The following is a 19,166-nucleotide window of genomic DNA, read 5'->3' on the forward strand; positions in this document are numbered from 1 at the left end:
CCTGGGGTCGAGCTCCTACGCCAGTTCGTGCGGGGGGGTGCCCGCATCCCGGCTCCCACCCCTCGGCCCGCGCCAGGGGGTCCGCCCGGTCCCCCGCCCACGTCCCGGTGTCACCGGTACAGCAGATACTCCCGGCGTACGGAGCCGAACGCCGCGAGGTCGGAGCGCCAGGCGCCCACCACCTCGTCGGTCCCCGCCCCCGCGTCGATCATCGTGCGGACCCGCGTATTGCCCGTCAGCTTGTCGATCCAGTTGTCGGCCCGCCACGCGAAGCCGCTCCAGCTCTTCTTCGCCGTGATGAGCAGCGCGATGCCGGTGCGCACCGGGTCGTACGCGGCCCGGTCGTGCACATGCAGCTGTACGCCGCCGATGGTCTTCCCCTGGAACTTGGAGAACGTCGGCGCGAAGTACGCCTCCCGGAAGCGCACCCCGGCCAGCCCGGTGGCGTTCGCGGCCTCCGCCCACGCGCGGTCGACGCCCTCCGCGCCCAGCAGTTCGAAGGGCCGGGTCGTGCCCCGCCCCTCCGACAGGTTGGTGCCCTCGAAGAGACAGGTGCCGGAGTACACCAGTGCCGTGTCGGGTGTCGGCATGTTGGGGCTCGGCGGCACCCACGGCAGGCCCGTCCTGTCGAAGAAGTCGCCGCGCCGCCAGCCCGACATCTTCACCGTCTCCAGTACCACCGGCCGCTTCAGGAACTCGCCGTTGAAGAGCCGCGCCAGCTCGCAGACCGTCATCCCGTGGGCCTGCGCGATCGGCTCGCGCCCCACGAACGTCGCGAACGCCTTGTCCAGCACGGGACCGAGGGCGGCCCGCCCGGTCACCGGATTCGGCCGGTCGAGCACCACGAACCGCTTGCCCGCGAGCACCGCGGCCGCCATGCAGTCGTACAGCGTCCAGATGTACGTGTAGAAGCGCGCGCCCGCGTCCTGGATGTCGAACACGATGGTGTCCACGCCCGACGCCGTGAAGATGTCGGCGAGCGGCTGCCCGCTCTTCAGGTACGTGTCGTACACGGGCAGCCCGGTCGCCGGATCGTCGTAACGCCCCTCCGAGCCGCCCGCCTGCGCGGTCCCGCGGAAGCCGTGCTCGGGGCCGAAGACGGCGGTGAGGTTCACCCGGTCGTCGGCGTGCATGACGTCCACGATGTGGCGTACGTCCGAGGTGATGCCCGTCGGATTGGTGACGACGCCGACCTTCTGCCCGTCGAGGAGCGCGTAACCGTCGGCGGCCAGCCGGTCGAAGCCGGTCCGCACCCGGAACTGCCCGGGGCGCCCGGCGGCGGCCGGGGGAGCCGCGGCGCCGAGTGCTCCGGCGGCTCCCGCCGCCCCGGTGGCGGCCAGCAACCCGCGTCTGGACAGGCTCATCCCAGTACCTCCGTGATCGACGCCGTCTGTCATGGCCACGCACGCTAGCGCGCGCGGGGGCCGCGGGGAACGAGCCGGGCACGGCGGGTTGAGGGCGCTCTACCCCTTCCGCTGCTCCATACCGACCGGTTAGTCTGCCGAAGTTGTCGGCAGGAGAGGCGGGCCTCAAGGATGAGCCAGTTCTACGACGCGGGAGTCGTCGTCACCGGTGCGGGAGGCGGTATCGGAGCCGCCCTCGCCCGCAGATTCGCGGCCGGGGGAGCACGCGTCGTCGTCAACGACATCGACGCGCAGAAGATCAAGGCGATCGCCGACGAAATCGGTGCCACCGCCGTCGTGGGCGACGCGTCCGCCGTCGTCGACGAGGCCCGCGAGGCGCTCGGCGGCAAGGTCGACGTGTACTGCGCCAACGCGGGCCTCGCCTCGCCCGGCGACGCCTTCGCCGACGAGGAGGTCTGGGCCGCGGCCTGGGACGTCAACGTGATGGCCCACGTCCGGGCGGCCAGGGCGCTGCTGCCCGACTGGCTGGAGCGCGGCAGCGGCCGGTTCGTCTCCACCGTCTCGGCGGCCGGCCTGCTGACCATGGTCGGCGCGGCCCCGTACAGCGTCAGCAAGCATGGCGCGCTGGCCTTCGCGGAGTGGCTCTCACTGACCTACCGTCACCGCGGGGTCAAGGTCCACGCGATCTGCCCGCAGGGTGTCCGTACCGACATGCTGACCGCCGCCGGTTCGGCCGGCGAGCTGGTGCTGGAGCCCACCGCCATCGAGCCGGAGGACGTCGCCGAGGCACTCTTCGAGGGCATCGCGGCCGACCGCTTCCTCATCCTGCCGCACCCCGAGGTCGCCGGGTACTACCAGGCCCGCGCCGGGAACCCCGACCGCTGGCTGACCGGAATGAACCACCTTCAGCAGAAGTGGGAGGAGGCCGGCCGATGAGCGAGTCGACCAAGGAGACCACCACCGGGCCGGCCAAGGAGTCCGCGGCCGCGTCGATCTACGCGGACAGGCCCTGGCTCGCCCAGCTCAGCGACGCCCAGCGCGCCCCCATGGCCCCGCCGGCCACCCTGCTGCACGCCTTCGGCGACGCGGTGACCCGCGCGCCGGACCACCCCGCCCTCGCCTACTTCGACGGCCGGCTCACCTACCGCGAGGCCGACGCGCTGTCGGACTCCGTCGCGGGCCACCTGGCCGCGAAGGGGCTGCGGCACGGCGACCGGGTCGCGGTCATGCTCCAGAACAGCCCGCACTTCGTCATCGCGCTGCTGGGCGCCTGGAAGGCCGGCGCGGTCGTCGTACCGCTCAACCCGATGTACAAGTCGGCCGAGGTCGCGCACGCGCTCGGGGACGCCGAGGCGGCCGCGCTGATCTGCTCGGACCGCGCGTGGGAGTCGTATCTGCGCGACACCGCCGCGGACTCGCCCGTACGCGTCGCCCTCACCGCCTGCGAACTCGACCTCCAGAGCAGGAACGACACGCGGGTCCTGAACTTCGAGCGGGTGACGCCGCAGGCGGACGACGCGGACGATCTGGTGACGGTCGCCCGCCAGGGCCTCCCGGCTCCGGCGGACCGGGAGCTCACCGCCACCGACGTGGCGCTGATCAGCTACACCTCGGGCACCAGCGGCACCCCCAAGGGCGCCATGAACGTCCACGGCGGCATCATGCACAACGCCGAGCGCCAGCGCACCGGCCATCCGATAGCCGAGGGCTCGGCGTACTTCGCTCTCGCGCCCCTCTTCCACATCACCGGCATGGTCTGCGAACTGGCCGCCTGCGTCGCCAACGCCGGCACGCTCGTCCTCGCCTACCGCTTCCACCCGGGTGTCGTCCTCGACGCGTTCACCGAGCACCGCCCGGCCTACACCGTCGGCCCCTCCACGGCCTTCATGGCCCTCGCCGCCACCCCCGGCGTCACACGGGACCACTTCGCGTCCTTCCAGGTCATCTCCTCGGGCGGCGCGCCGCTGCCGCCGGCCCTGGTCGAGAAGTTTCGTGCGGGCTTCGGCCCGTACATCCGCAACGGCTACGGACTCACCGAGTGCACCGCGCCCTGCGCCTCCGTGCCGCCCGAGAAGGAGGCCCCGGTCGACCCCGCATCGGGAACGCTCTCCGTCGGCGTGCCGGGTCCGGACACCGTCGTGCGTATCGTCGACGAGAAGGGCGCGGACGTGCCCTTCGGCGAGCAGGGCGAGATCGCCGTCAGCGGCCCGCAGGTCGTCCCCGGCTACTGGCGCCGACCCGAGGCGACCGCCGAGGCCTTCCCCGGCGGGGAACTGCGCACCGGCGACATCGGCTTCATGGACGAGGACGGCTGGCTGTACGTCGTCGACCGCAAGAAGGACATGATCAACGCGTCGGGCTTCAAGGTGTGGCCGCGCGAGGTCGAGGACGTCCTCTACACCCACCCGGCGGTGCGCGAGGCCGCCGTCGTCGGCATCCCCGACGCGTACCGGGGCGAGAGTGTCAAGGCGTACGTCAGCCTGCGCCCCGGGGCCGAGGTCGCGCCGGCGGACATCTCGGCGTACTGCGAGGAACGGCTGGCGGCGTACAAGTATCCGCGCGAAGTGGAGATCCTGCCGGAACTTCCCAAGACGACGAGTGGGAAGATCCTCAGGCGGGAACTGCGTTCCCGTTCCTGAACTCCCAACCGGTTGTTTCGACGAAAGGCAGGTGGCGGCAATGGCCAGGACGACGGACGGAAGCGGCATCCCCGTCCCCCAGAGGCTGCTGGCCGCCGCCACCCGCCTGTTCGCCGAGCGGGGCTACGACCGCACGTCGGTGCAGGAGATCGTCGAGGCGGCCGGCGTCACCAAGGGCGCGCTCTACCACTACTTCGGCTCCAAGGACGACCTGCTGCACGAGGTGTACGCCCGTGTCCTGCGGCTCCAGCAGGAGCGGCTCGACGCGTTCGCGGACGCGGACGCGCCGGTGGAGCAGCGGCTGCGGGACGCGGCGGCGGATGTGGTCGTGACGACCATCGACAATCTCGACGACGCGTCGATCTTCTTCCGGTCCATGCACCATCTGAGCCCGGAGAAGGACAAGCAGGTGCGGGCGGAGCGGCGGCGGTATCACGAGCGGTTCCGCGCGCTGGTGGAAGAGGGCCAGCAGGCGGGCGTGTTCTCGACCGCGACGCCGGCCGACCTGGTGGTGGACTACCACTTCGGGTCGGTCCACCACCTGTCGACGTGGTACCGCCCGGACGGCCCGCTCACGCCGCAGCAGGTGGCGGAGCATCTGGCGGATCTGCTGCTGCGCGCGCTGCGGCCGTAGGGGCGGTGGGTCTGCGGTCCCGCGTCCGACGCCGGGCGCGGGACCGGGCGGGGGCGGGAAGACGCCCGCAGGCGTACCGTCCCGCCCCCGCCCGCACCCCTACACGTACTTCTTCAGCTCCCGCCGCGCCAGCGACCGCTGGTGCACCTCGTCCGGCCCGTCCGCCAGCTTCAGCGTCCGCGCCCCCGCCCACAGCTCCGCCAGCGGGAAGTCCTGGCTGACGCCGCCCGCGCCGTGCAGCTGCACCGCCTTGTCGATGATGTCGACGACCGCCCGCGGCGTGGCGATCTTGATGGCCTGAATCTCGGTGTGCGCCCCGCGATTGCCCACCGTGTCCATCAGCCACGCCGTCTTGAGCACGAGCAGCCGCAGCTGCTCGACCGCCACCCGCGCGTCCGCGATCCAGTTGTGCACGACACCCTGCTGGGCCAGCGGCTTGCCGAAGGCTTCGCGCGACACCGCCCGGCGGCACATGAGCTCGATGGCCCGCTCGGCCATGCCGATCAGCCGCATGCAGTGGTGGATCCGGCCCGGGCCGAGGCGGGCCTGGGCGATGGCGAAGCCGCTGCCCTCCTCGCCGACCAGGGCGGACGCCGGTACCCGCGCGCCGTCGAAGACGATCTCGGCGTGGCCGCCGTGCGAGTGGTCCTCGTACCCGTACACCTGCATCGCACGACGGACCTCGACGCCCGGCGTGTCCCGCGGCACCAGGATCATGGACTGCTGGCGGCGGATGTCCGCGCCGTCCGGATCGGTCTTGCCCATGACGATGAAGATCTTGCAGTCCGGGTTCATCGCCCCGGAGATGTACCACTTGCGTCCGGTGACGACGTACTCGTCACCGTCCCGCACGATACGGGTCTCGATGTTGGTCGCGTCCGACGAGGCGACCTCCGGCTCCGTCATCGCGAACGCCGACCGGATCTCGCCCGAGAGCAGCGGCTCCAGCCATTGCTTCTTCTGGTCGTCGGTGGCGAACTGCGCCAGCAGCTCCATGTTTCCCGTGTCCGGCGCGGCGCAGTTCAGCGCGGTGGGCGCGAGATGGGGGCTGCGGCCGGTGATCTCGGCGAGCGGCGCGTACTGGAGGTTGGTCAGCCCGGCGCCGTACTCCGCGTCCGGAAGGAAGAGGTTCCACAGGCCCTGCCGACGCGCCACCGTCTTGAGGTCCTCCACCACCTGCGGGGTGTCCCACGGCGAGGCGAGCCGCTCGCGCTGCTCGTGCGCGACGGCCTCGGCCGGATACACGAAGTCGTCCATGAAGGCGAGAAGTTTGGCGCGGAGCTCTTCGGTCCGTGCGTCGTATGCGAAATCCATGGTGTCTCAGCCTTCCTGAAGGGTGGTCAGGCCGTGCTCGATGAAGACGGGCACGAGGTCGCCGATCCGGTCGAAGCCGGCGCCGACGGTCTGCCCGAGCGTGTAGCGGTAGTGGATGCCCTCGAGGATCACGGCGAGCTTGAACCACGCGAACGCCGTGTACCAGGCGATCGCCGAGGTGTCCCGGCCGGACCCGGTTGCGTAGCGCTCGACGATCTCGCGCGCCGAGGGGTGGCCCGGGGCGCCGGCCGTCGTGGAGACCGGGGAGTCGGGCAGCCCCAGCTCGGAGCTGTACATCACGAGCAGCCCGAGGTCGGTGAGCGGGTCGCCGAGGGTCGACATCTCCCAGTCGAGGATGGCATTGATCCGGTCGTCGGCGCCGCCGATCAGGACATTGTCGAGCCGGTAGTCGCCGTGTACGACGGTGGGCGCGGGGGAGTCGGGCAGCGAGCGCCCGAGCGCCGCGTGCAGCTCGTCGATGCCCGGGAGCTCACGGTTGCGCGACGCGTCGAGCTGCTTGCCCCAGCGGCGCAGCTGCCGGTCGAGGAAGCCCTCGGGGCGGCCGAAGTCGCCCAGGCCGACCGCTGCGGGGTCCACGGCGTGCAGGGCGACGAGCGTGTCGACCAGGCCGAGTACGGCGGCGCGGGTGCGCTCGGCGCCCAGCGCGGCGAGCTCGTCGGCCGTACGGTACGGAACGCCCTCCACGAACTCCATGACGTAGAACGGCGACCCGATGACCGACTCGTCCTCGCACAGCAGTACCGGCGCGGGCACCGGCACATCCGTCGGGTGCAGCGCGCTGATCACGCGGAACTCGCGCTTCATGTCGTGCGCCGTCGCCAGCACATGGCCGAGCGGCGGCCGTCGCACCACCCACCGCGCCGTGCCGTCCGTGACGGCGTACGTCAGATTCGAGCGGCCGCCCTCGATGAGCCGGGCGCTGAGCGGTCCGCGCACCAGCCCCGGCCGCTCGCGGTCGAGATGACCGCGCAGCTGCTCGGGATCGAGACCTGGCGGGTGGACTGCGCTCATGGGGGTACCTCCGGGGGCGGACACGGCGGACAGGACGTCGCGACTCATCATGCCGACCAGTCGGTATGCCGTCCAGTGCGCCGACGTACCCCGAGACGCGGATCACGCGTGGCAGGCGACCGGCTTCCCGCCGTTCATGGCCGCCATGTCGCCGAAGACGAGCACCGGATCGAGCGGCGATCCCTCCGGCAGGCCGTCCAGCTCGGCGTAGGCCCGGTGCAGGTTGGCGACCAGGCGCTCGCTTTCGCGCAGCCCGGCGAAGGCGCCGGGACCGGCCTCCCGCGCCGTCTCCAGCGGCGTACGGCCCTTGGCGTGCCCGGCCTCGGCCAGCTCGGCGACGTACCGCAGATACCGCTCGGTCGCGTCGTACGCCGACGGACCGGTGACCGGGCCGTGGCCCGGCACGACGGTGTCCGCGCCGAGTGAGCGGAGCACGTCGAGCGCGCGCAGCGACCCGCTCAGGGACCCCATCGCCACGAAGGGCGTGCCGCCCTGGAAGACCAGATCGCCGGTGAAGACGATCCCGTACTCCGGCAGGTGGACGATCGAATCGCCGGTGGTGTGCGCGACGCCCGGGTGGATCAGCCGTACCTCGGTCCCGCCCGCGTGGACGGTGAGCCGCTCGCTGTAGGTGAGAGCGGGCGCGGTGACGGTGATGTCACCGAAGTCGTTCTGCGGCCACACCAGGTGCAGCTGGAGCCCGACCGCCAGGACTTCGGCGCGGCAGGTGTCGTGCCCGACGACGGTCGCCTCCGGGGTGAAGACGCTGTTGCCGTAGGTGTGGTCGCCGTGGTGGTGGGTGTTGACGACGGTACGGGGGAGCGGCGCGCCGGTCGCGAGGAGCGCTTCGCGCAGCGCCTGCGCCCGGCGCGCGGTGGCCGCGGTGTCGACGAGCAGGGTCGAGGCGCCGTCGCTGACGAATCCGGCGTTGTTCAGGCACCACCCGCCGTCCGGCTGGATGTACGCGTGCACTCCGGGCGCGAGCTGAACGAGGTACGGGTCCGTGGCGGGCACTGGGATTCCCCCGGGTCGGGCCGGGTCACTGGCTGAACCGGCTGGGGAGAGCCTGCCAGTTGGCGCCCGTCCGGGGGAAGGGAGGCCCGGGTCCGGGGCCTGCGCTCAGTGATCGTCCCAGTGGCCGTCGTGTGCGGCGTGGCGGTGGCCGTCGTGGACGTAGTCGAGGTGATCGCCGTGCGTGACGGCGCTGTGCCCACAGTCCTGGCCGTGCTCATGGGGGTGAGCGTGGTGCGTGTGGTGATCCGTGGATTCGCACTCGTCCCAGTGCCCGGAGTGCTCGCGGTGCATGTGCCCGTTGTGCGCGTAGTCGGTGTGGTCGCCGTGCGGCACCGCGGCGTGCCCGCAGGCCGGGCCGTGCATGTGCTCGTGGGTGGGGTGCTCCTGGTGCAGGGTGGCCATTGCGTTCACCTCTGGTGCGATTACGGATACTTTGTGGTACTTCCAGGCTAGTCCTGGACGCCCGCTTCATCCGTCTCCCAGCCCTGCGCCGCGACGAATTCGCCCCTGTGCTCCACCGGCCACCTGCCCGGCGCCCGGATCGGCTCCACGAGGCTCCGCCCCGGGCCCGGCCGGTTCAGACGACGATCGCCACCGCGAACCCGGCCAGGGCGATCGTGCAGGCCGTCGCCGTCAGTGCGGCCCGCACCGACATCGGCGCCGGCGTGGCCGTGCTGCCGACGGCCCGGATGCGGTGGTGGGCGACCCGCAGGAAGCCCAGCCAGACAAGCACGCACAGCGCGGTGGCGACCACCGCGGCCACGCCGGCCTCGTCCTGGACCGCCTGCCTCGCCGCCAGTACGGCCACCACCGTGCAGGCCAGCGTGGTCCTGCGCCAGGCGAGCCTGGTCCGCTCCGGCTGCAGACCGGGGTCGCGGTCGGGGACGGGCGCGGCCGGGCCGCTCAACTGCTGCCCTCCCAGCCGAAGAGGACGACCACCACCATGGCGACAGCGACCACCGCGACCACGAGGCTCAGGACCGTCGGGAACCGGGTGACGGGAAGGTCGTCGCCGCGCCGCATGGCCTGCTCGCAGCGCACCCAGTGGTTGACCGCCCGCAGTGCGCACAGCACACCGGCGGCCAGCAGTCCGAGCGCCATGCCCGCGCGGACGCCGTACGCCAGTTCCGGCAGGAACTGGTCGACCGCGAAACCGCCGCCGATGAGAGCCAGCGCCGTACGGATCCAGGCCAGGAAGGTGCGCTCATTGGCCAGCGAGAAGCGGTAGTCGGGGGTGTCGCCCTCTTCCCGGATGCGCTGCGGCGCGAACCAGAGCCGCAGACTCCGTACAAACTCGGTCACCCGCCGCACCCTACCGGGCCCGTTGTCAGTGGCCGCCTCTACGCTGCGGTGCATGGACGACGTCGTGCGTTTCCCGCTGTACGAGACGGAGCACGAGCTGGTCGCGGCCGAAAAGCTGGCCGAGGACCCGGCGTTCTGGCTCGCGCATCTGTGGGTCACGGCGGGGGACCCGGACGAGCTGACGGAGCGCTTCGGCACGGACACCGCCGACTTCGACGCCGTGCTGGGCCGGCTCGGGGACGAGGAGCGGCCGTGGCCGGTCCTCCGGGTGCCCTTCGGCGGTGGCCACACGGCCGTCGCCGTCTACCGCAACTTCCCCGAGGACAACGGCATCGACTTCTTCGTCCACCACCCCGACTGGGGGCGGCTCGGTCACCTCGGCAAGTTCGACGGACACGACGCCGGCCCCGGCCTGTCCTGGACCGAGCTGACGGCCATCGCCGCTTCCCCGGCGGACGGCGGCGAGGGCCTCGACGACCCGTCGCAGCGCCTGCTGCTCCTGTTGCCGGTCCTGGGCGACGCGGACACGCCCGACGAGGCGGTGGGCGTGGTCGAGAAGGCGCTGACCTGCTGCGGCACACCTGCGGGCCGGGCGCGGGAGACCGCCGCGCACCTGCTGGACGCGAGCTTCTTCGGCGACGGCGCGCGCTGGTACGTCACGGACGCGAGCCCCCTCGCCGTCTGCGACGAGCCGTACAGCCCCCGCGCGGTCCCGCTCGCCCAGGGCATCACCGAAGCGCAGGCGCAGGCCTTGGCGGACGCCCTGGCGGCGAGTCCCGGAGGACGTGATCAGGCCGGGCGGGAATCCGGGGCCCCCGGGCCCGGCAACGCGCGCAGCCGTTCCCACGCGGCGAGACCGTCCGGCACCCACTGCCACCCGCCTTCGCCGAGCCGCCGCTCCAGCTCCGCGCGGGTCAGGAAGCCGTGCCAGGCGACCTCCTCCGCCTGCGGATTCACCGGCAGGTCGCACCGCACCTCGTAGACGCAGGACCACCAGGCCCCCACCCCGTCGCCGCTCTCGTACAGGAACTTGAACAGGGGGACCGGCGCGGGCAGTCCGCGGACCCCCAGCTCCTCCTCCGCCTCGCGCAGCGCCGCCTCGTCGTACGACTCGCCCGCGCCGACGACCCCGCCGACGAACATGTCGTACATCGAGGGGAAGACGAGCTTCACCGGCGTCCTGCGGTGCACGAAGTACCGCCCCCCACCGTCCCGCGCCAGGACGAAGACGCAGCGGTGACGCAGGCCGCGTGCGTACACCACACCGCGCGGGGCCTGTCCGACCACCTCGTCGTTCTCGTCGACGATGTCCAGAATCTCGTCAGCAGGAGTCACCGGAGTCATACCGCCCATCCAACCCCACTGCCGCGAACCGGTTGACGCCCCGCCCGCCTCTGCCGAAGATCTGACGCACGAGTAACTTCTCGGCCTACTCGCCCCGGCAAGGACGGAAACCATGGCGTACGACGCTGACGTGATCGTGATCGGGGCGGGCCTCGCGGGCCTGGCGGCCACGGCGGAACTCGTCGACGCGGGCCGCAAGGTGATCCTGCTCGACCAGGAACCCGAGCAGTCCATCGGCGGTCAGGCGCACTGGTCCTTCGGCGGCCTCTTCTTCGTCGACTCGCCCGAGCAGCGCCGCATGCGGATCAAGGACAGCCGCGAGCTGGCACTCCAGGACTGGCACGGCGCTGCGGGCTTCGACCGCGAGGAGGACCACTGGCCGCGCAAGTGGGCCGAGGCGTACGTCGACTTCGCGGCCGGCGAGAAGCGGGCGTGGCTGCACGGGCAGGGTGTGCGCTTCTTCCCCGTCGTGGGATGGGCCGAACGCGGCGGTTACGACGCCACCGGGCACGGCAACTCCGTACCCCGCTTCCACATCACCTGGGGCACGGGCCCCGGCATCGTCGCACCCTTCGAGCGCCGCGTACGCGACGGCGTGGCGCGTGGCCTGGTCCAGCTGAGGTTCCGCCACCGCGTCACCGGCCTCACACGCAGCGCAGGCTCCGTGGACACCGTCACCGGCGAGATCCTGGAGCCCTCGGCCGCCGAGCGCGGGGCCGCCAGCAGCCGCGACGTGACGGGGGCCTTCGAGTACAGGGCCCAGGCGGTGATCGTCACCTCGGGCGGCATCGGCGGCAACCACGATCTCGTACGCGCCAACTGGCCCGAACGGCTGGGCACCCCGCCGGCCTCGATGCTCTCCGGCGTACCCGCGCACGTCGACGGTCTGATGCTGGGCGTCACCGAGGCGGCGGGCGGCCGCATGATCAACCGCGACCGGATGTGGCACTACACGGAGGGCATCCAGAACTGGAACCCCATCTGGGCCAAGCACGGCATCCGCATCCTGCCCGGCCCCTCGTCCTTGTGGTTCGACGCCCGCGGCAACCGGCTGCCGGTGCCGCTGTTCCCCGGCTTCGACACGCTGGGCACGCTCGACCACATCATGAGGACGGGGTACGACTACACCTGGTTCGTCCTCGACCAGAAGATCATCGGCAAGGAGTTCGCCCTCTCGGGCTCCGAACAGAACCCGGACCTGACGGGCAAGTCCGTCCGTGACGTCATCGGCCGCGCGCGGGCCGATGTCCCCGGCCCCGTCAGGGCGTTCATGGACAAGGGCGCGGACTTCGTCGTGGAGAAGGACCTGGCGTCACTGGTGCGGGGCATGAACGCGCTCACCAAGGAGCCGCTGATCGACGAGGCGCGGCTGCGGCGCGAAATCACCGCGCGGGACCGGGAGATCACCAACACCTTCACCAAGGATCTCCAGGTCATGGCGATCCGGGGCGCGCGCAACTACCTGGGCGACAAGCTGATCCGTACGGCCACGCCGCACCGCATCCTCGACCCCAAGGCGGGTCCGCTCATCGCCGTACGCCTGCACATCCTCACCCGGAAATCGCTCGGCGGTCTGGAGACCGATCTGTCGTCGCGCGTACTCACGGGGGGCGGCGGCGTGCTGCCGGGCGTGTACGCGGCGGGGGAGGCGGCGGGGTTCGGCGGCGGCGGTGTCCACGGCTACCGCTCGCTCGAAGGCACCTTCCTGGGAGGCTGCCTCTTCTCCGGCCGCACGGCGGGCCGCGCGGCGGCGAGGGCGGTGGCGTAGACGTTGGCGGGGGAGCGGCCGGCTACACGGCCGCCGCGCCGTCCAGCCGCTCGACCACCCGGAAGCGTTCCGCGACGATCATCGTCGTGTCGTCGACCGTGAACTCGGGGTCGCCCAGGGCCTCCCGCATCTCCTCGCTGTGCCAGAACCTCTCGTGTCCCGCACGCCATTGGGCCACCGAGGTGTAACCCTCGCCCTCGTCCAGTGCGTGCCGGAGGTCCACCTCGCCGAGCGCCAGCACCCGCACCTCGGTCAGCTCGATCACCGCCACCTCCCGGCCGTCCGAGTCGATCACCGCGGACCGTTCGCCTACCGGCGGCAGCTCCTCCCGTTCGGCCTCGTACTCGGCGAGCAGACCGGTGGTCGAGACCTTCTCGCCGGACAGCACGGCGGAGACCAGTCGGTCCCGCAGCGGCCCGGGAAAGGCCAGCAGGCACGGAGGCAGCGAAGAGTGTTCAGGCATGGGGGCAAGACTAGGCCCGCGCTGGAGGAATCGGGTCCTGGAGTGACGGGAGCAGGAGGAATCGGGCCCTGGAGATACGAGGTCAGGAGGAAATCGGGCCCAGGACGTCGGTGCCCGTTCAACTACCGCAAGTCGGCGCAAAGTTGGTGTAGACCGCCCTTGACGTGGAGTACCCCCTACCGCTTTGCTGTGCGTGATCAAACGCTCGCACACTGCGCCGTGGAGGACCCGCGGATGCCCCCACCTCCGCCACCCCTCGGCCGCTCGCGTCGCCGTACCGACCCCTCGTTCGACGCCGCGCTCGACGACGCCGAACTCGTCACCGTACGCGGCCAGCTGGCCCAGGGCCGCTGGACCAGGGCTCGTTCCCTGCTCGCCGCGACCGGCGACGACTGGGACCGCCGCGGCCACCGTCTCGTCGTGCTCGCCCAGGCCAACGGCGCCGCCGCCTGGGCCGGCGACTGGCTCCTCGCCGAACCCGAGAGCGCCGACGCCGTCACCCTGATCGCCTGCGCCAACGTCCTCGGCGCGCTGCGCGGCAAGGAGCCCGAGGGCCGCGCGCGTGAGGCCTGCCGCCGCGCCGCCGAGTGCTCCCCGGCCGACCCGACCCCGTGGCTCGGCCTGCTGCTGCTCGCCCGTTCCCTCGGTACGGAGGAGGAGGTCACCCAGCTCTTCGACCAGGTCCGGCTGCGCCACCCCGAGCACCACCACGCCCACCACCTGATGGCCGCCCGTCTCGCCGAACGCCGGCCGGACACGGGCAGCGACCCGCTCCACGAGGTGTACGACTTCGCCGCCTGGGCCGCCGAACAGGCCCCCGCCGACTCCCCGCTCGCCGTACTCCCCGTGGTGGCCCACGCCGAGCGCTACCGGGCACTGGCTCTCGCGGGCCAAGCGCCGAAGGACCCCGGGGCCTCCGGCCACTGGACGGGCCGCCGCGCCCGCCAGGTGATGAAGGCGGCGTTCGACTGGTGGCTGGAGTGGGAGCACGAGGGACACCCGCGCCGGCACATCGACCTCAACTACCTGGCCCACGCGAAGCTCTGCGAGGGCAGACCCGCCGAGGCCGCCGCCCTCCTCAACCGCATCGGCCCGCACGCCACCGAAGCCCCGTGGTCGTACCCCGACCGGGACCCGCACCGGGCCTTTCGCGCCGCGCGCGGCGCCGCGCTCGGGATCGCATGACTCAGCACGTCACAGCCAGAGCCAAGGACAGCGTCACCTCACCGAAGCGAAGGGACAACCCCGCCATGTCGACGGGCAGTTCGAGCACGAGCGAGAGAAGCAGAGACACCAGCGCCGACGAGATCCGTACGTACAAGGGGCAGGAGCGGGCGCTGCGAGCCGGCCGCCTCGGCACGACGGGACTCCTGCTGTCCGTACTGGCCGCGAGCGCCCCCCTCATGGTCGTCGCAGGTGTCATGCCCACCACATACGGCGTGATGGGCATCGTCGGCCAGCCACTCCTCTTCGTCATCCTCGGCGTGGTCCTGATGCTGTTCAGCGTCGGATACGCCGAGATGAGCCGGCACGTCCACAACGCCGGCGCCTTCTACGCGTACATAGCCCGGGGCCTCGGCCCCACCGCCGGCGCCGGAGCGTCGCTCGTCGCGCTCGTCGCGTACAGCGCCATGCAGGTCGGCATCTACGGCATCCTCGGCTTCGAGATCTCCGGGATCTTCGCCACCTACCTCGACATCACCCTCGCCTGGTGGATCCCCGCCCTCGTCGCCGTGCTGGTCGTCGGGGCGCTCGGCTGGCTCAAGATCGACCTCAACGCCAAGGTGCTCGGCGTCCTGCTGGTCGTCGAGTGCGCACTCGTCGTGATCTTCGATGTGGCCGCGATCGCCGACCCTGCCAAGGAGGGCCTGTCCCTCCAGGCGTTCAACCCGGAGACCCTCACCGGCGCCGGACTCGGCACCGCGCTCTGCTTCTGCATCGCCGCCTTCGTCGGCTTCGAGCAGGCCCCGGTGTACGCCGAGGAGACCAGCCGCCCGCAGATCGTCGTATCGCGCGTGATGTTCCTCGCCGTCGGCTACGCCGCGCTGTTCCTGGCCCTCAGCGCCTGGGCGCTCAGCGTCGCAACGGGGCCCGGCCGGATCGTCGAGGTGGCGGGGGAGCAGGGGCCCGGACTCCTCTTCACCCTCACCGAGAGCCGCCTCGGCTCCACCTTCACCGACGTGCTGCACATCCTCTTCGTGACCGGAATGTTCGCGGCTCTGCTCAGCTTCCACAACGTCGTCGCGCGGTACGCCTTCGCCATGGGCCGCGAGGGCCTGCTGCCGGCCTCCTTCGGCCGTACGAACAGGACGAGCGGCGCCCCCGCCGCCGGCTCGCTGCTCCAGTCCGGTGTCTCCCTGGCTGTCGTCCTCGCCTTCGCGGTCACCGACGACAAGCCGGCCGGCGACCCGACCGTGCCCGTGCTGCACCTCTTCACCTGGATGGGCAACGTCGGCGCGCTCGGAGTCATCCTGCTGATGGCCGCCGCGTCGTTCGCCGTCATCGCCTTCTTCGTACGCCGCGGAGCCGGCCGCGCGCAGGCGGGACGCCTCGTGGCCTCGGGCATCGCCGCGGTGACGCTGCTGGTCATCGCCTTCTACACCGTGAGGGACTTCGACGTGCTCGTGGGCGCGGGCCCCGGCTCCGCCCTGAGCTGGATCCTGCCCGGCATCATCGGCGTCACGCTCGTCGGCGGCCTGGTGTACGGCGCGGTCCTGCGCTCGGCGAAGCCCGAGGTGCACGCCCGGATCGGCCTGGGCAACGAGGCCTTCCAACTGGAGAAGCAGGCCACGGAGGTCTGACGAGGACCGGCCGAAGTCTGACGGAAGTCTGACGGACACCCGTGGTCGCTGGCCCTCGGCGGCCGCGGGTGTTCGAATTGTTCTGTGACTCCTCAACCACCGGCCGGCCCGGACAGCGGCGGCGCACCCGTCGGCCGCCGGCTCGTTCTCGGCATGCTGGGCCTCGGCGCCGCGGGCCTCGCCTCCGCGCCGTACCTCCAGAAGGGGCTCGAGTCCCTGCTCGGCTCCGCCGCCGACAAGGACCCCACGGGCCTGACCGGCCTCCTCCCCAACGGCGGCGGCTTCCGCTACTACTCCGTCGCCTCCTCCGTGCCGCACAAGGGCTCCGGGAACTACCGGCTGAAGATCGACGGGCTCGTCGACCGGCCCGCCACGTACACCCTCGACGACCTGCGCGCGATGCAGCAGACGCGCATCGTCCGCGACGTCCAGTGCGTGACCGGATGGCGCGTCCCGGACACCCCCTTCGAGGGCGTACGGCTGTCCCGGCTGCTGGCCGCCGCGGGGGTGCGGCCGGAGGCCAGGGCGATCCGCTTCACCTGTTTCGACGGTACGTACAGCGAGAGCCTCACCCTCCAGCAGGCCGGCCGCAAAGACGTGCTGGTCGCCCTGCGCATGCAGGACAAGCCGCTCAGCCACGCGCACGGCGGCCCGGTGCGGCTGTACGTCGCGCCCATGTACTTCTACAAGTCGGCGAAATGGCTCTCCGGCATCACCCTCACGTCCGAGGTGCGGCCCGGGTACTGGGAGGAGCGCGGCTATGACGTCGACGCGTGGGTCGGCCGGTCGAACGGACGCGACGATGCTCCTACGGTCTGAACCACCCGGCCGCCTCCGGCGCTTCACCCGCTCCGAGCGCTGGGTGCACCGGACCACGGCCGGCCTGACCCTGCTGTGCATCGCGACCGCGGCCTGCCTGTACGTACCCCAGCTCGCCGAACTCGTCGGCCGGCGCCATCTGGTCGTCACCGTGCACGAGTGGTCCGGACTGCTGATCCCGGCGCCCTTCCTGCTCGGCCTGGCCTCCCGCGCCTTCCGCTCCGACCTGGGCAGGCTGAACCGGTTCGGGCCGCACGACCGGCAGTGGCTGCGGGCCGCGCTGCGCCGGGACATGAGCCACGCGTCGCGCCCCGCGGGCAAGTTCAACGCGGGCCAGAAGCTCTACGCGGGCTGGATCGCGGGCGCGGTGCTGGTGATGCTCGGCACCGGGCTGCTGATGTGGTTCACCGACCTGGCCCCGCTCGTCTGGCGTACGAGCGCCACCTTCGTCCACGACTGGCTCGCCCTCACCATGGGCATCGTGATCGCCGGGCACATCGGGATGGCCCTGATGCGGCCGGAGTCCCGGCGCGGCATGCGCACCGGGACCGTCGACCGTGAGTGGGCGGAGCTGGAACACCCGCTGTGGGCGCGGGAGTTGAAGGGCCGCCCGGACCTAGAGGACGAGTGACAACAGCAGGACGAAGCCCAGCGAGACCACCGAGATGATCGTCTCCATCACCGACCAGGTCTTGATCGTCTGGCCGACGTCCATGCCGAAGTACTCCTTCACCAGCCAGAACCCGGCGTCGTTGACGTGGCTGAAGAACAGCGAGCCCGCGCCCACCGCGAGTACCAGCAGCGCCGCGTGCGACGCCGACATGTCGGCCGCGAGCGGGGCGACCAGACCGGCCGCCGAGATGGTGGCCACGGTCGCCGAGCCCGTCGCGAGCCGGATGGCCACGGCGATCAGCCAGGCCAGCAGGAGCGTCGGGATCGCCCAGTCCTTGGAGAAGTCCAGGATCATCTGGCCGACGCCCACGTCGATGAGTGTCTGCTTGAAGCCGCCGCCCGCGCCGACGATCATCAGCACGCCCGCGATCGGTGCGAACGACTTCTCGACGGTCGAGGAGAGACGCTCCTTGGTGAACCCGGCGGCGCGCCCCAGCGTGAAGAGTCCCACCAGCACGGCGGCGAGCAGCGCGATCAGCGGCGAACCGATGACGTCCGTGACCCTCTGAACGGCGTTCTCGGGGTCGTCGACGACGATGTCCACAAGCGCCTTGGCCAGCATCAGAACGACCGGCAGCATGACGGTGGCCACCGTCGCGCCGAAGCCGGGACGGCGCTCCAGCTCCTCGGACGGACGCTGCGCCCCCGCAAGGGAACCCAGCATCCGCTCGGGCGCCGGGATGTCGACCCAGCGGGCGGCGTACTTCGAGAAGACCGGCCCCGCGATGATCACGGTCGGGATCGCGACCAGCACACCGAGCCCCAGCGTGAGGCCAAGGTTGGCGTCGATCGCGTCGATCGCCACCAGCGGGCCGGGGTGCGGCGGGATCAGCCCGTGCATCACGGACAGCCCGGCCAGCGCCGGGATACCGATCCGCATCAGGGAGTAATTGCCACGCTTGGCGACGAGCAGCACCACCGGGATCAGCAGCACGATGCCGACCTCGAAGAAGAGCGGCAGACCGATGATGCTGGCGATCAGCACCATCGCCCACGGCATCGCACGGCCGCTCGCCTTCGCCAGGATCGTGTCGACGATCTGGTCGGCGCCGCCCGAGTCGGCGAGCAGCTTGCCGAGGATCGCGCCGAGCGCGATCAGGACGCCGACGCCCGCGACCGTGTTGCCCAGCCCCGTGGAGAAGCTGGTGATGGCCTGGTCGAGTGGGGCGCCCGCCAACGCTCCGAGGGCCAGCGACCCGATGGTCAGCGCCAGGAACGCGTGGAGCTTGAACTTCGTGATGAGCAGGACGATGACGGCAATGCCGGCGAGGACGGCTATCCCCAACTGGCCGTTGCCCGCCGAGGTGATCGGCTCGACGACGCCCGCTGCCAGCGTCTCGACGCTGAGACTGGTCACGGCTCTCTACTTTCTGAAGTCTTGGCTGTCGAACCGGCGCAGGGCCGCGACGGCTCGTTCGGTGATGCCTTCCGGAGACCCCGAGACGTCCACGGACACGCCCGCCTCGTCCTCCTGGAGCGGCTGCAGGGCGGCGTACTGCGAATCCAGCAGCGCGGTCGGCATGAAGTGCCCCTTGCGCTCCCGCATCCGCTCCTCGATCAGCTCCCGGTCGCCCGTGAGGTGCAGGAACACGGCGCCGGGGGCGGCCGCGCGCAGCCGGTCGCGGTAGACCCGCTTGAGCGCGGAGCTGCTCACCACCCCGCCCAGCCCGGCCCGGCCGTGTGCCCACGCGCCGATCGCGTCGAGCCAGGGCCACCGGTCCGCGTCGTCCAGCGGGGTTCCGGCCGACATCTTGGCGATGTTGGCCGGGGGGTGGAAGTCGTCACCCTCGGCGTACGGGACGCCGAGCCGGGCGGCGAGCAGGGGACCGACGGTGGTCTTGCCGGTCCCTGCCACGCCCATCACCACGACGACGTGGGGGCTGTTCATGAGTGGAGTGCCTCGCTGTCTTCATCGACATCGGTCCGTCGCGCTACTGAAACCCATTAGGTACGACGTATTCAAGAGGCTGTGACATAAACGTCGTACTTATTCCTCCCGG

The 19,166-nt window shown here is 71.5% G+C and carries 19 protein-coding genes; 8 read left to right on the forward strand and 11 right to left on the reverse strand.

The features are described from left to right. Positions 1 to 110: 110 nt before the first annotated feature. Entirely contained in the window at positions 111 to 1,364 is a 1,254-nt protein-coding gene (locus tag ACWIHY_RS08495; protein ID WP_454374878.1) for an exo-beta-N-acetylmuramidase NamZ family protein, read from the reverse strand. Between the two features lie 171 nt (positions 1,365 to 1,535). On the opposite strand from ACWIHY_RS08495, the gene ACWIHY_RS08500 reads away from it, so the two are divergent. Genes ACWIHY_RS08500 through ACWIHY_RS08510 form a run of 3 tightly spaced genes read left to right on the forward strand, consistent with a single transcriptional unit; the run spans position 1,536 to position 4,637 of the window. After that, positions 1,536 to 2,300 (forward strand): SDR family oxidoreductase, encoded by a 765-nt coding sequence (locus ACWIHY_RS08500; protein WP_454374879.1) that lies wholly within the window; start codon positions 1,536 to 1,538, stop codon positions 2,298 to 2,300. After that, on the forward strand, positions 2,297 to 4,003 hold the full coding sequence (locus ACWIHY_RS08505) for a class I adenylate-forming enzyme family protein (RefSeq protein WP_454374880.1): 1,707 nt from the start codon (positions 2,297 to 2,299) through the stop codon (positions 4,001 to 4,003). Before ACWIHY_RS08500 ends, ACWIHY_RS08505 begins: the two co-directional genes overlap by 4 nt. A 40-nt stretch (positions 4,004 to 4,043) precedes the next feature. Then, positions 4,044 to 4,637, forward strand: a complete 594-nt coding sequence (locus ACWIHY_RS08510) for a TetR/AcrR family transcriptional regulator (protein WP_454374881.1) — start codon at positions 4,044 to 4,046, stop codon at positions 4,635 to 4,637. A gap of 99 nt (positions 4,638 to 4,736) precedes the next feature. On the opposite strand, the gene ACWIHY_RS08515 is transcribed toward ACWIHY_RS08510, so the two are convergent. The 7 genes from ACWIHY_RS08515 to ACWIHY_RS08545 all read right to left on the reverse strand — a co-directional run bounded on the left by ACWIHY_RS08515 (position 4,737) and on the right by ACWIHY_RS08545 (position 10,634). Beyond that, the gene (locus ACWIHY_RS08515; protein WP_454374882.1) at positions 4,737 to 5,951 is read right to left on the reverse strand and encodes an acyl-CoA dehydrogenase family protein; all 1,215 of its coding nucleotides are present in this window, start codon (positions 5,949 to 5,951) and stop codon (positions 4,737 to 4,739) included. A gap of 6 nt (positions 5,952 to 5,957) precedes the next feature. Then, entirely contained in the window at positions 5,958 to 6,983 is a 1,026-nt protein-coding gene (locus ACWIHY_RS08520; RefSeq protein ID WP_454374883.1) for a phosphotransferase family protein, read from the reverse strand. Between the two features lie 102 nt (positions 6,984 to 7,085). After that, positions 7,086 to 7,997 carry an MBL fold metallo-hydrolase gene (locus tag ACWIHY_RS08525; RefSeq protein WP_454374884.1) on the reverse strand — a complete coding sequence of 304 codons (912 nt, stop codon included), beginning with the start codon at positions 7,995 to 7,997 and terminating at the stop codon, positions 7,086 to 7,088. Positions 7,998 to 8,102: 105 nt separating this feature from the next. Beyond that, positions 8,103 to 8,399 (reverse strand): hypothetical protein, encoded by a 297-nt coding sequence (locus tag ACWIHY_RS08530; RefSeq protein ID WP_454374885.1) that lies wholly within the window; start codon positions 8,397 to 8,399, stop codon positions 8,103 to 8,105. Between the two features lie 175 nt (positions 8,400 to 8,574). After that, on the reverse strand, positions 8,575 to 8,904 hold the full coding sequence (locus ACWIHY_RS08535) for a DUF202 domain-containing protein (protein WP_454374886.1): 330 nt from the start codon (positions 8,902 to 8,904) through the stop codon (positions 8,575 to 8,577). Beyond that, a complete protein-coding gene (locus ACWIHY_RS08540; RefSeq protein WP_454374887.1) occupies positions 8,901 to 9,299 on the reverse strand; it encodes a YidH family protein in 399 nt (132 codons plus the stop codon). Before ACWIHY_RS08540 ends, ACWIHY_RS08535 begins: the two co-directional genes overlap by 4 nt. Before the next feature lie 789 nt (positions 9,300 to 10,088). Next, positions 10,089 to 10,634, reverse strand: a complete 546-nt coding sequence (locus tag ACWIHY_RS08545) for an NUDIX domain-containing protein (RefSeq protein WP_454375121.1) — start codon at positions 10,632 to 10,634, stop codon at positions 10,089 to 10,091. A gap of 121 nt (positions 10,635 to 10,755) precedes the next feature. On the opposite strand from ACWIHY_RS08545, the gene ACWIHY_RS08550 reads away from it, so the two are divergent. Further along, positions 10,756 to 12,411, forward strand: coding sequence for an FAD-binding dehydrogenase (locus ACWIHY_RS08550; protein WP_454374888.1), 1,656 nt, complete (start codon positions 10,756 to 10,758; stop codon positions 12,409 to 12,411). A gap of 22 nt (positions 12,412 to 12,433) precedes the next feature. Here ACWIHY_RS08550 and ACWIHY_RS08555 read toward each other — a convergent pair whose 3' ends face one another. Then, positions 12,434 to 12,874 carry an ASCH domain-containing protein gene (locus tag ACWIHY_RS08555; protein ID WP_454374889.1) on the reverse strand — a complete coding sequence of 147 codons (441 nt, stop codon included), beginning with the start codon at positions 12,872 to 12,874 and terminating at the stop codon, positions 12,434 to 12,436. Between the two features lie 234 nt (positions 12,875 to 13,108). On the opposite strand from ACWIHY_RS08555, the gene ACWIHY_RS08560 reads away from it, so the two are divergent. The 4 genes from ACWIHY_RS08560 to ACWIHY_RS08575 all read left to right on the forward strand — a co-directional run bounded on the left by ACWIHY_RS08560 (position 13,109) and on the right by ACWIHY_RS08575 (position 17,125). Continuing rightward, positions 13,109 to 14,059 carry a hypothetical protein gene (locus ACWIHY_RS08560; RefSeq protein WP_454374890.1) on the forward strand — a complete coding sequence of 317 codons (951 nt, stop codon included), beginning with the start codon at positions 13,109 to 13,111 and terminating at the stop codon, positions 14,057 to 14,059. 65 nt (positions 14,060 to 14,124) lie between these two features. Further along, positions 14,125 to 15,675 (forward strand): APC family permease, encoded by a 1,551-nt coding sequence (locus ACWIHY_RS08565; RefSeq protein WP_454375122.1) that lies wholly within the window; start codon positions 14,125 to 14,127, stop codon positions 15,673 to 15,675. Positions 15,676 to 15,828: 153 nt separating this feature from the next. Further along, positions 15,829 to 16,494, forward strand: coding sequence for a molybdopterin-dependent oxidoreductase (locus ACWIHY_RS08570; RefSeq protein WP_454375123.1), 666 nt, complete (start codon positions 15,829 to 15,831; stop codon positions 16,492 to 16,494). Continuing rightward, positions 16,478 to 17,125 carry a cytochrome b/b6 domain-containing protein gene (locus ACWIHY_RS08575; RefSeq protein WP_454374891.1) on the forward strand — a complete coding sequence of 216 codons (648 nt, stop codon included), beginning with the start codon at positions 16,478 to 16,480 and terminating at the stop codon, positions 17,123 to 17,125. The genes ACWIHY_RS08570 and ACWIHY_RS08575 overlap by 17 nt, the downstream gene beginning before the upstream one ends. On the opposite strand, the gene ACWIHY_RS08580 is transcribed toward ACWIHY_RS08575, so the two are convergent. Then, the gene (locus ACWIHY_RS08580; RefSeq protein ID WP_454374892.1) at positions 17,111 to 18,523 is read right to left on the reverse strand and encodes a GntP family permease; all 1,413 of its coding nucleotides are present in this window, start codon (positions 18,521 to 18,523) and stop codon (positions 17,111 to 17,113) included. The genes ACWIHY_RS08575 and ACWIHY_RS08580 overlap by 15 nt on opposite strands. Positions 18,524 to 18,529: 6 nt before the next feature. Beyond that, the gene (locus ACWIHY_RS08585) at positions 18,530 to 19,054 is read right to left on the reverse strand and encodes a gluconokinase (protein WP_454374893.1); all 525 of its coding nucleotides are present in this window, start codon (positions 19,052 to 19,054) and stop codon (positions 18,530 to 18,532) included. Between the last annotated feature and the right edge of the window lie 112 nt (positions 19,055 to 19,166).

Source organism: Streptomyces sp. NPDC055287, from assembly GCF_053646035.1.

What these genes read in the sequence shown, in the direction of transcription:
- ACWIHY_RS08550 (WP_454374888.1), top strand. Translation starts at nt 10,756, where the DNA reads ATGGCGTACGACGCTGACGTGATCGTGATCGGGGCGGGCCTCGCGGGC.
- ACWIHY_RS08520 (WP_454374883.1), bottom strand. Translation starts at nt 6,983, where the DNA reads ATGAGCGCAGTCCACCCGCCAGGTCTCGATCCCGAGCAGCTGCGCGGT.
- ACWIHY_RS08500 (WP_454374879.1), top strand. Translation starts at nt 1,536, where the DNA reads ATGAGCCAGTTCTACGACGCGGGAGTCGTCGTCACCGGTGCGGGAGGC.
- ACWIHY_RS08495 (WP_454374878.1), bottom strand. Translation starts at nt 1,364, where the DNA reads ATGAGCCTGTCCAGACGCGGGTTGCTGGCCGCCACCGGGGCGGCGGGA.
- ACWIHY_RS08570 (WP_454375123.1), top strand. Translation starts at nt 15,829, where the DNA reads ATGCTGGGCCTCGGCGCCGCGGGCCTCGCCTCCGCGCCGTACCTCCAG.
- ACWIHY_RS08515 (WP_454374882.1), bottom strand. Translation starts at nt 5,951, where the DNA reads ATGGATTTCGCATACGACGCACGGACCGAAGAGCTCCGCGCCAAACTT.
- ACWIHY_RS08585 (WP_454374893.1), bottom strand. Translation starts at nt 19,054, where the DNA reads ATGAACAGCCCCCACGTCGTCGTGGTGATGGGCGTGGCAGGGACCGGC.
- ACWIHY_RS08575 (WP_454374891.1), top strand. Translation starts at nt 16,478, where the DNA reads ATGCTCCTACGGTCTGAACCACCCGGCCGCCTCCGGCGCTTCACCCGC.
- ACWIHY_RS08560 (WP_454374890.1), top strand. Translation starts at nt 13,109, where the DNA reads ATGCCCCCACCTCCGCCACCCCTCGGCCGCTCGCGTCGCCGTACCGAC.
- ACWIHY_RS08565 (WP_454375122.1), top strand. Translation starts at nt 14,125, where the DNA reads ATGTCGACGGGCAGTTCGAGCACGAGCGAGAGAAGCAGAGACACCAGC.
- ACWIHY_RS08530 (WP_454374885.1), bottom strand. Translation starts at nt 8,399, where the DNA reads ATGGCCACCCTGCACCAGGAGCACCCCACCCACGAGCACATGCACGGC.
- ACWIHY_RS08510 (WP_454374881.1), top strand. Translation starts at nt 4,044, where the DNA reads ATGGCCAGGACGACGGACGGAAGCGGCATCCCCGTCCCCCAGAGGCTG.
- ACWIHY_RS08555 (WP_454374889.1), bottom strand. Translation starts at nt 12,874, where the DNA reads ATGCCTGAACACTCTTCGCTGCCTCCGTGCCTGCTGGCCTTTCCCGGG.
- ACWIHY_RS08505 (WP_454374880.1), top strand. Translation starts at nt 2,297, where the DNA reads ATGAGCGAGTCGACCAAGGAGACCACCACCGGGCCGGCCAAGGAGTCC.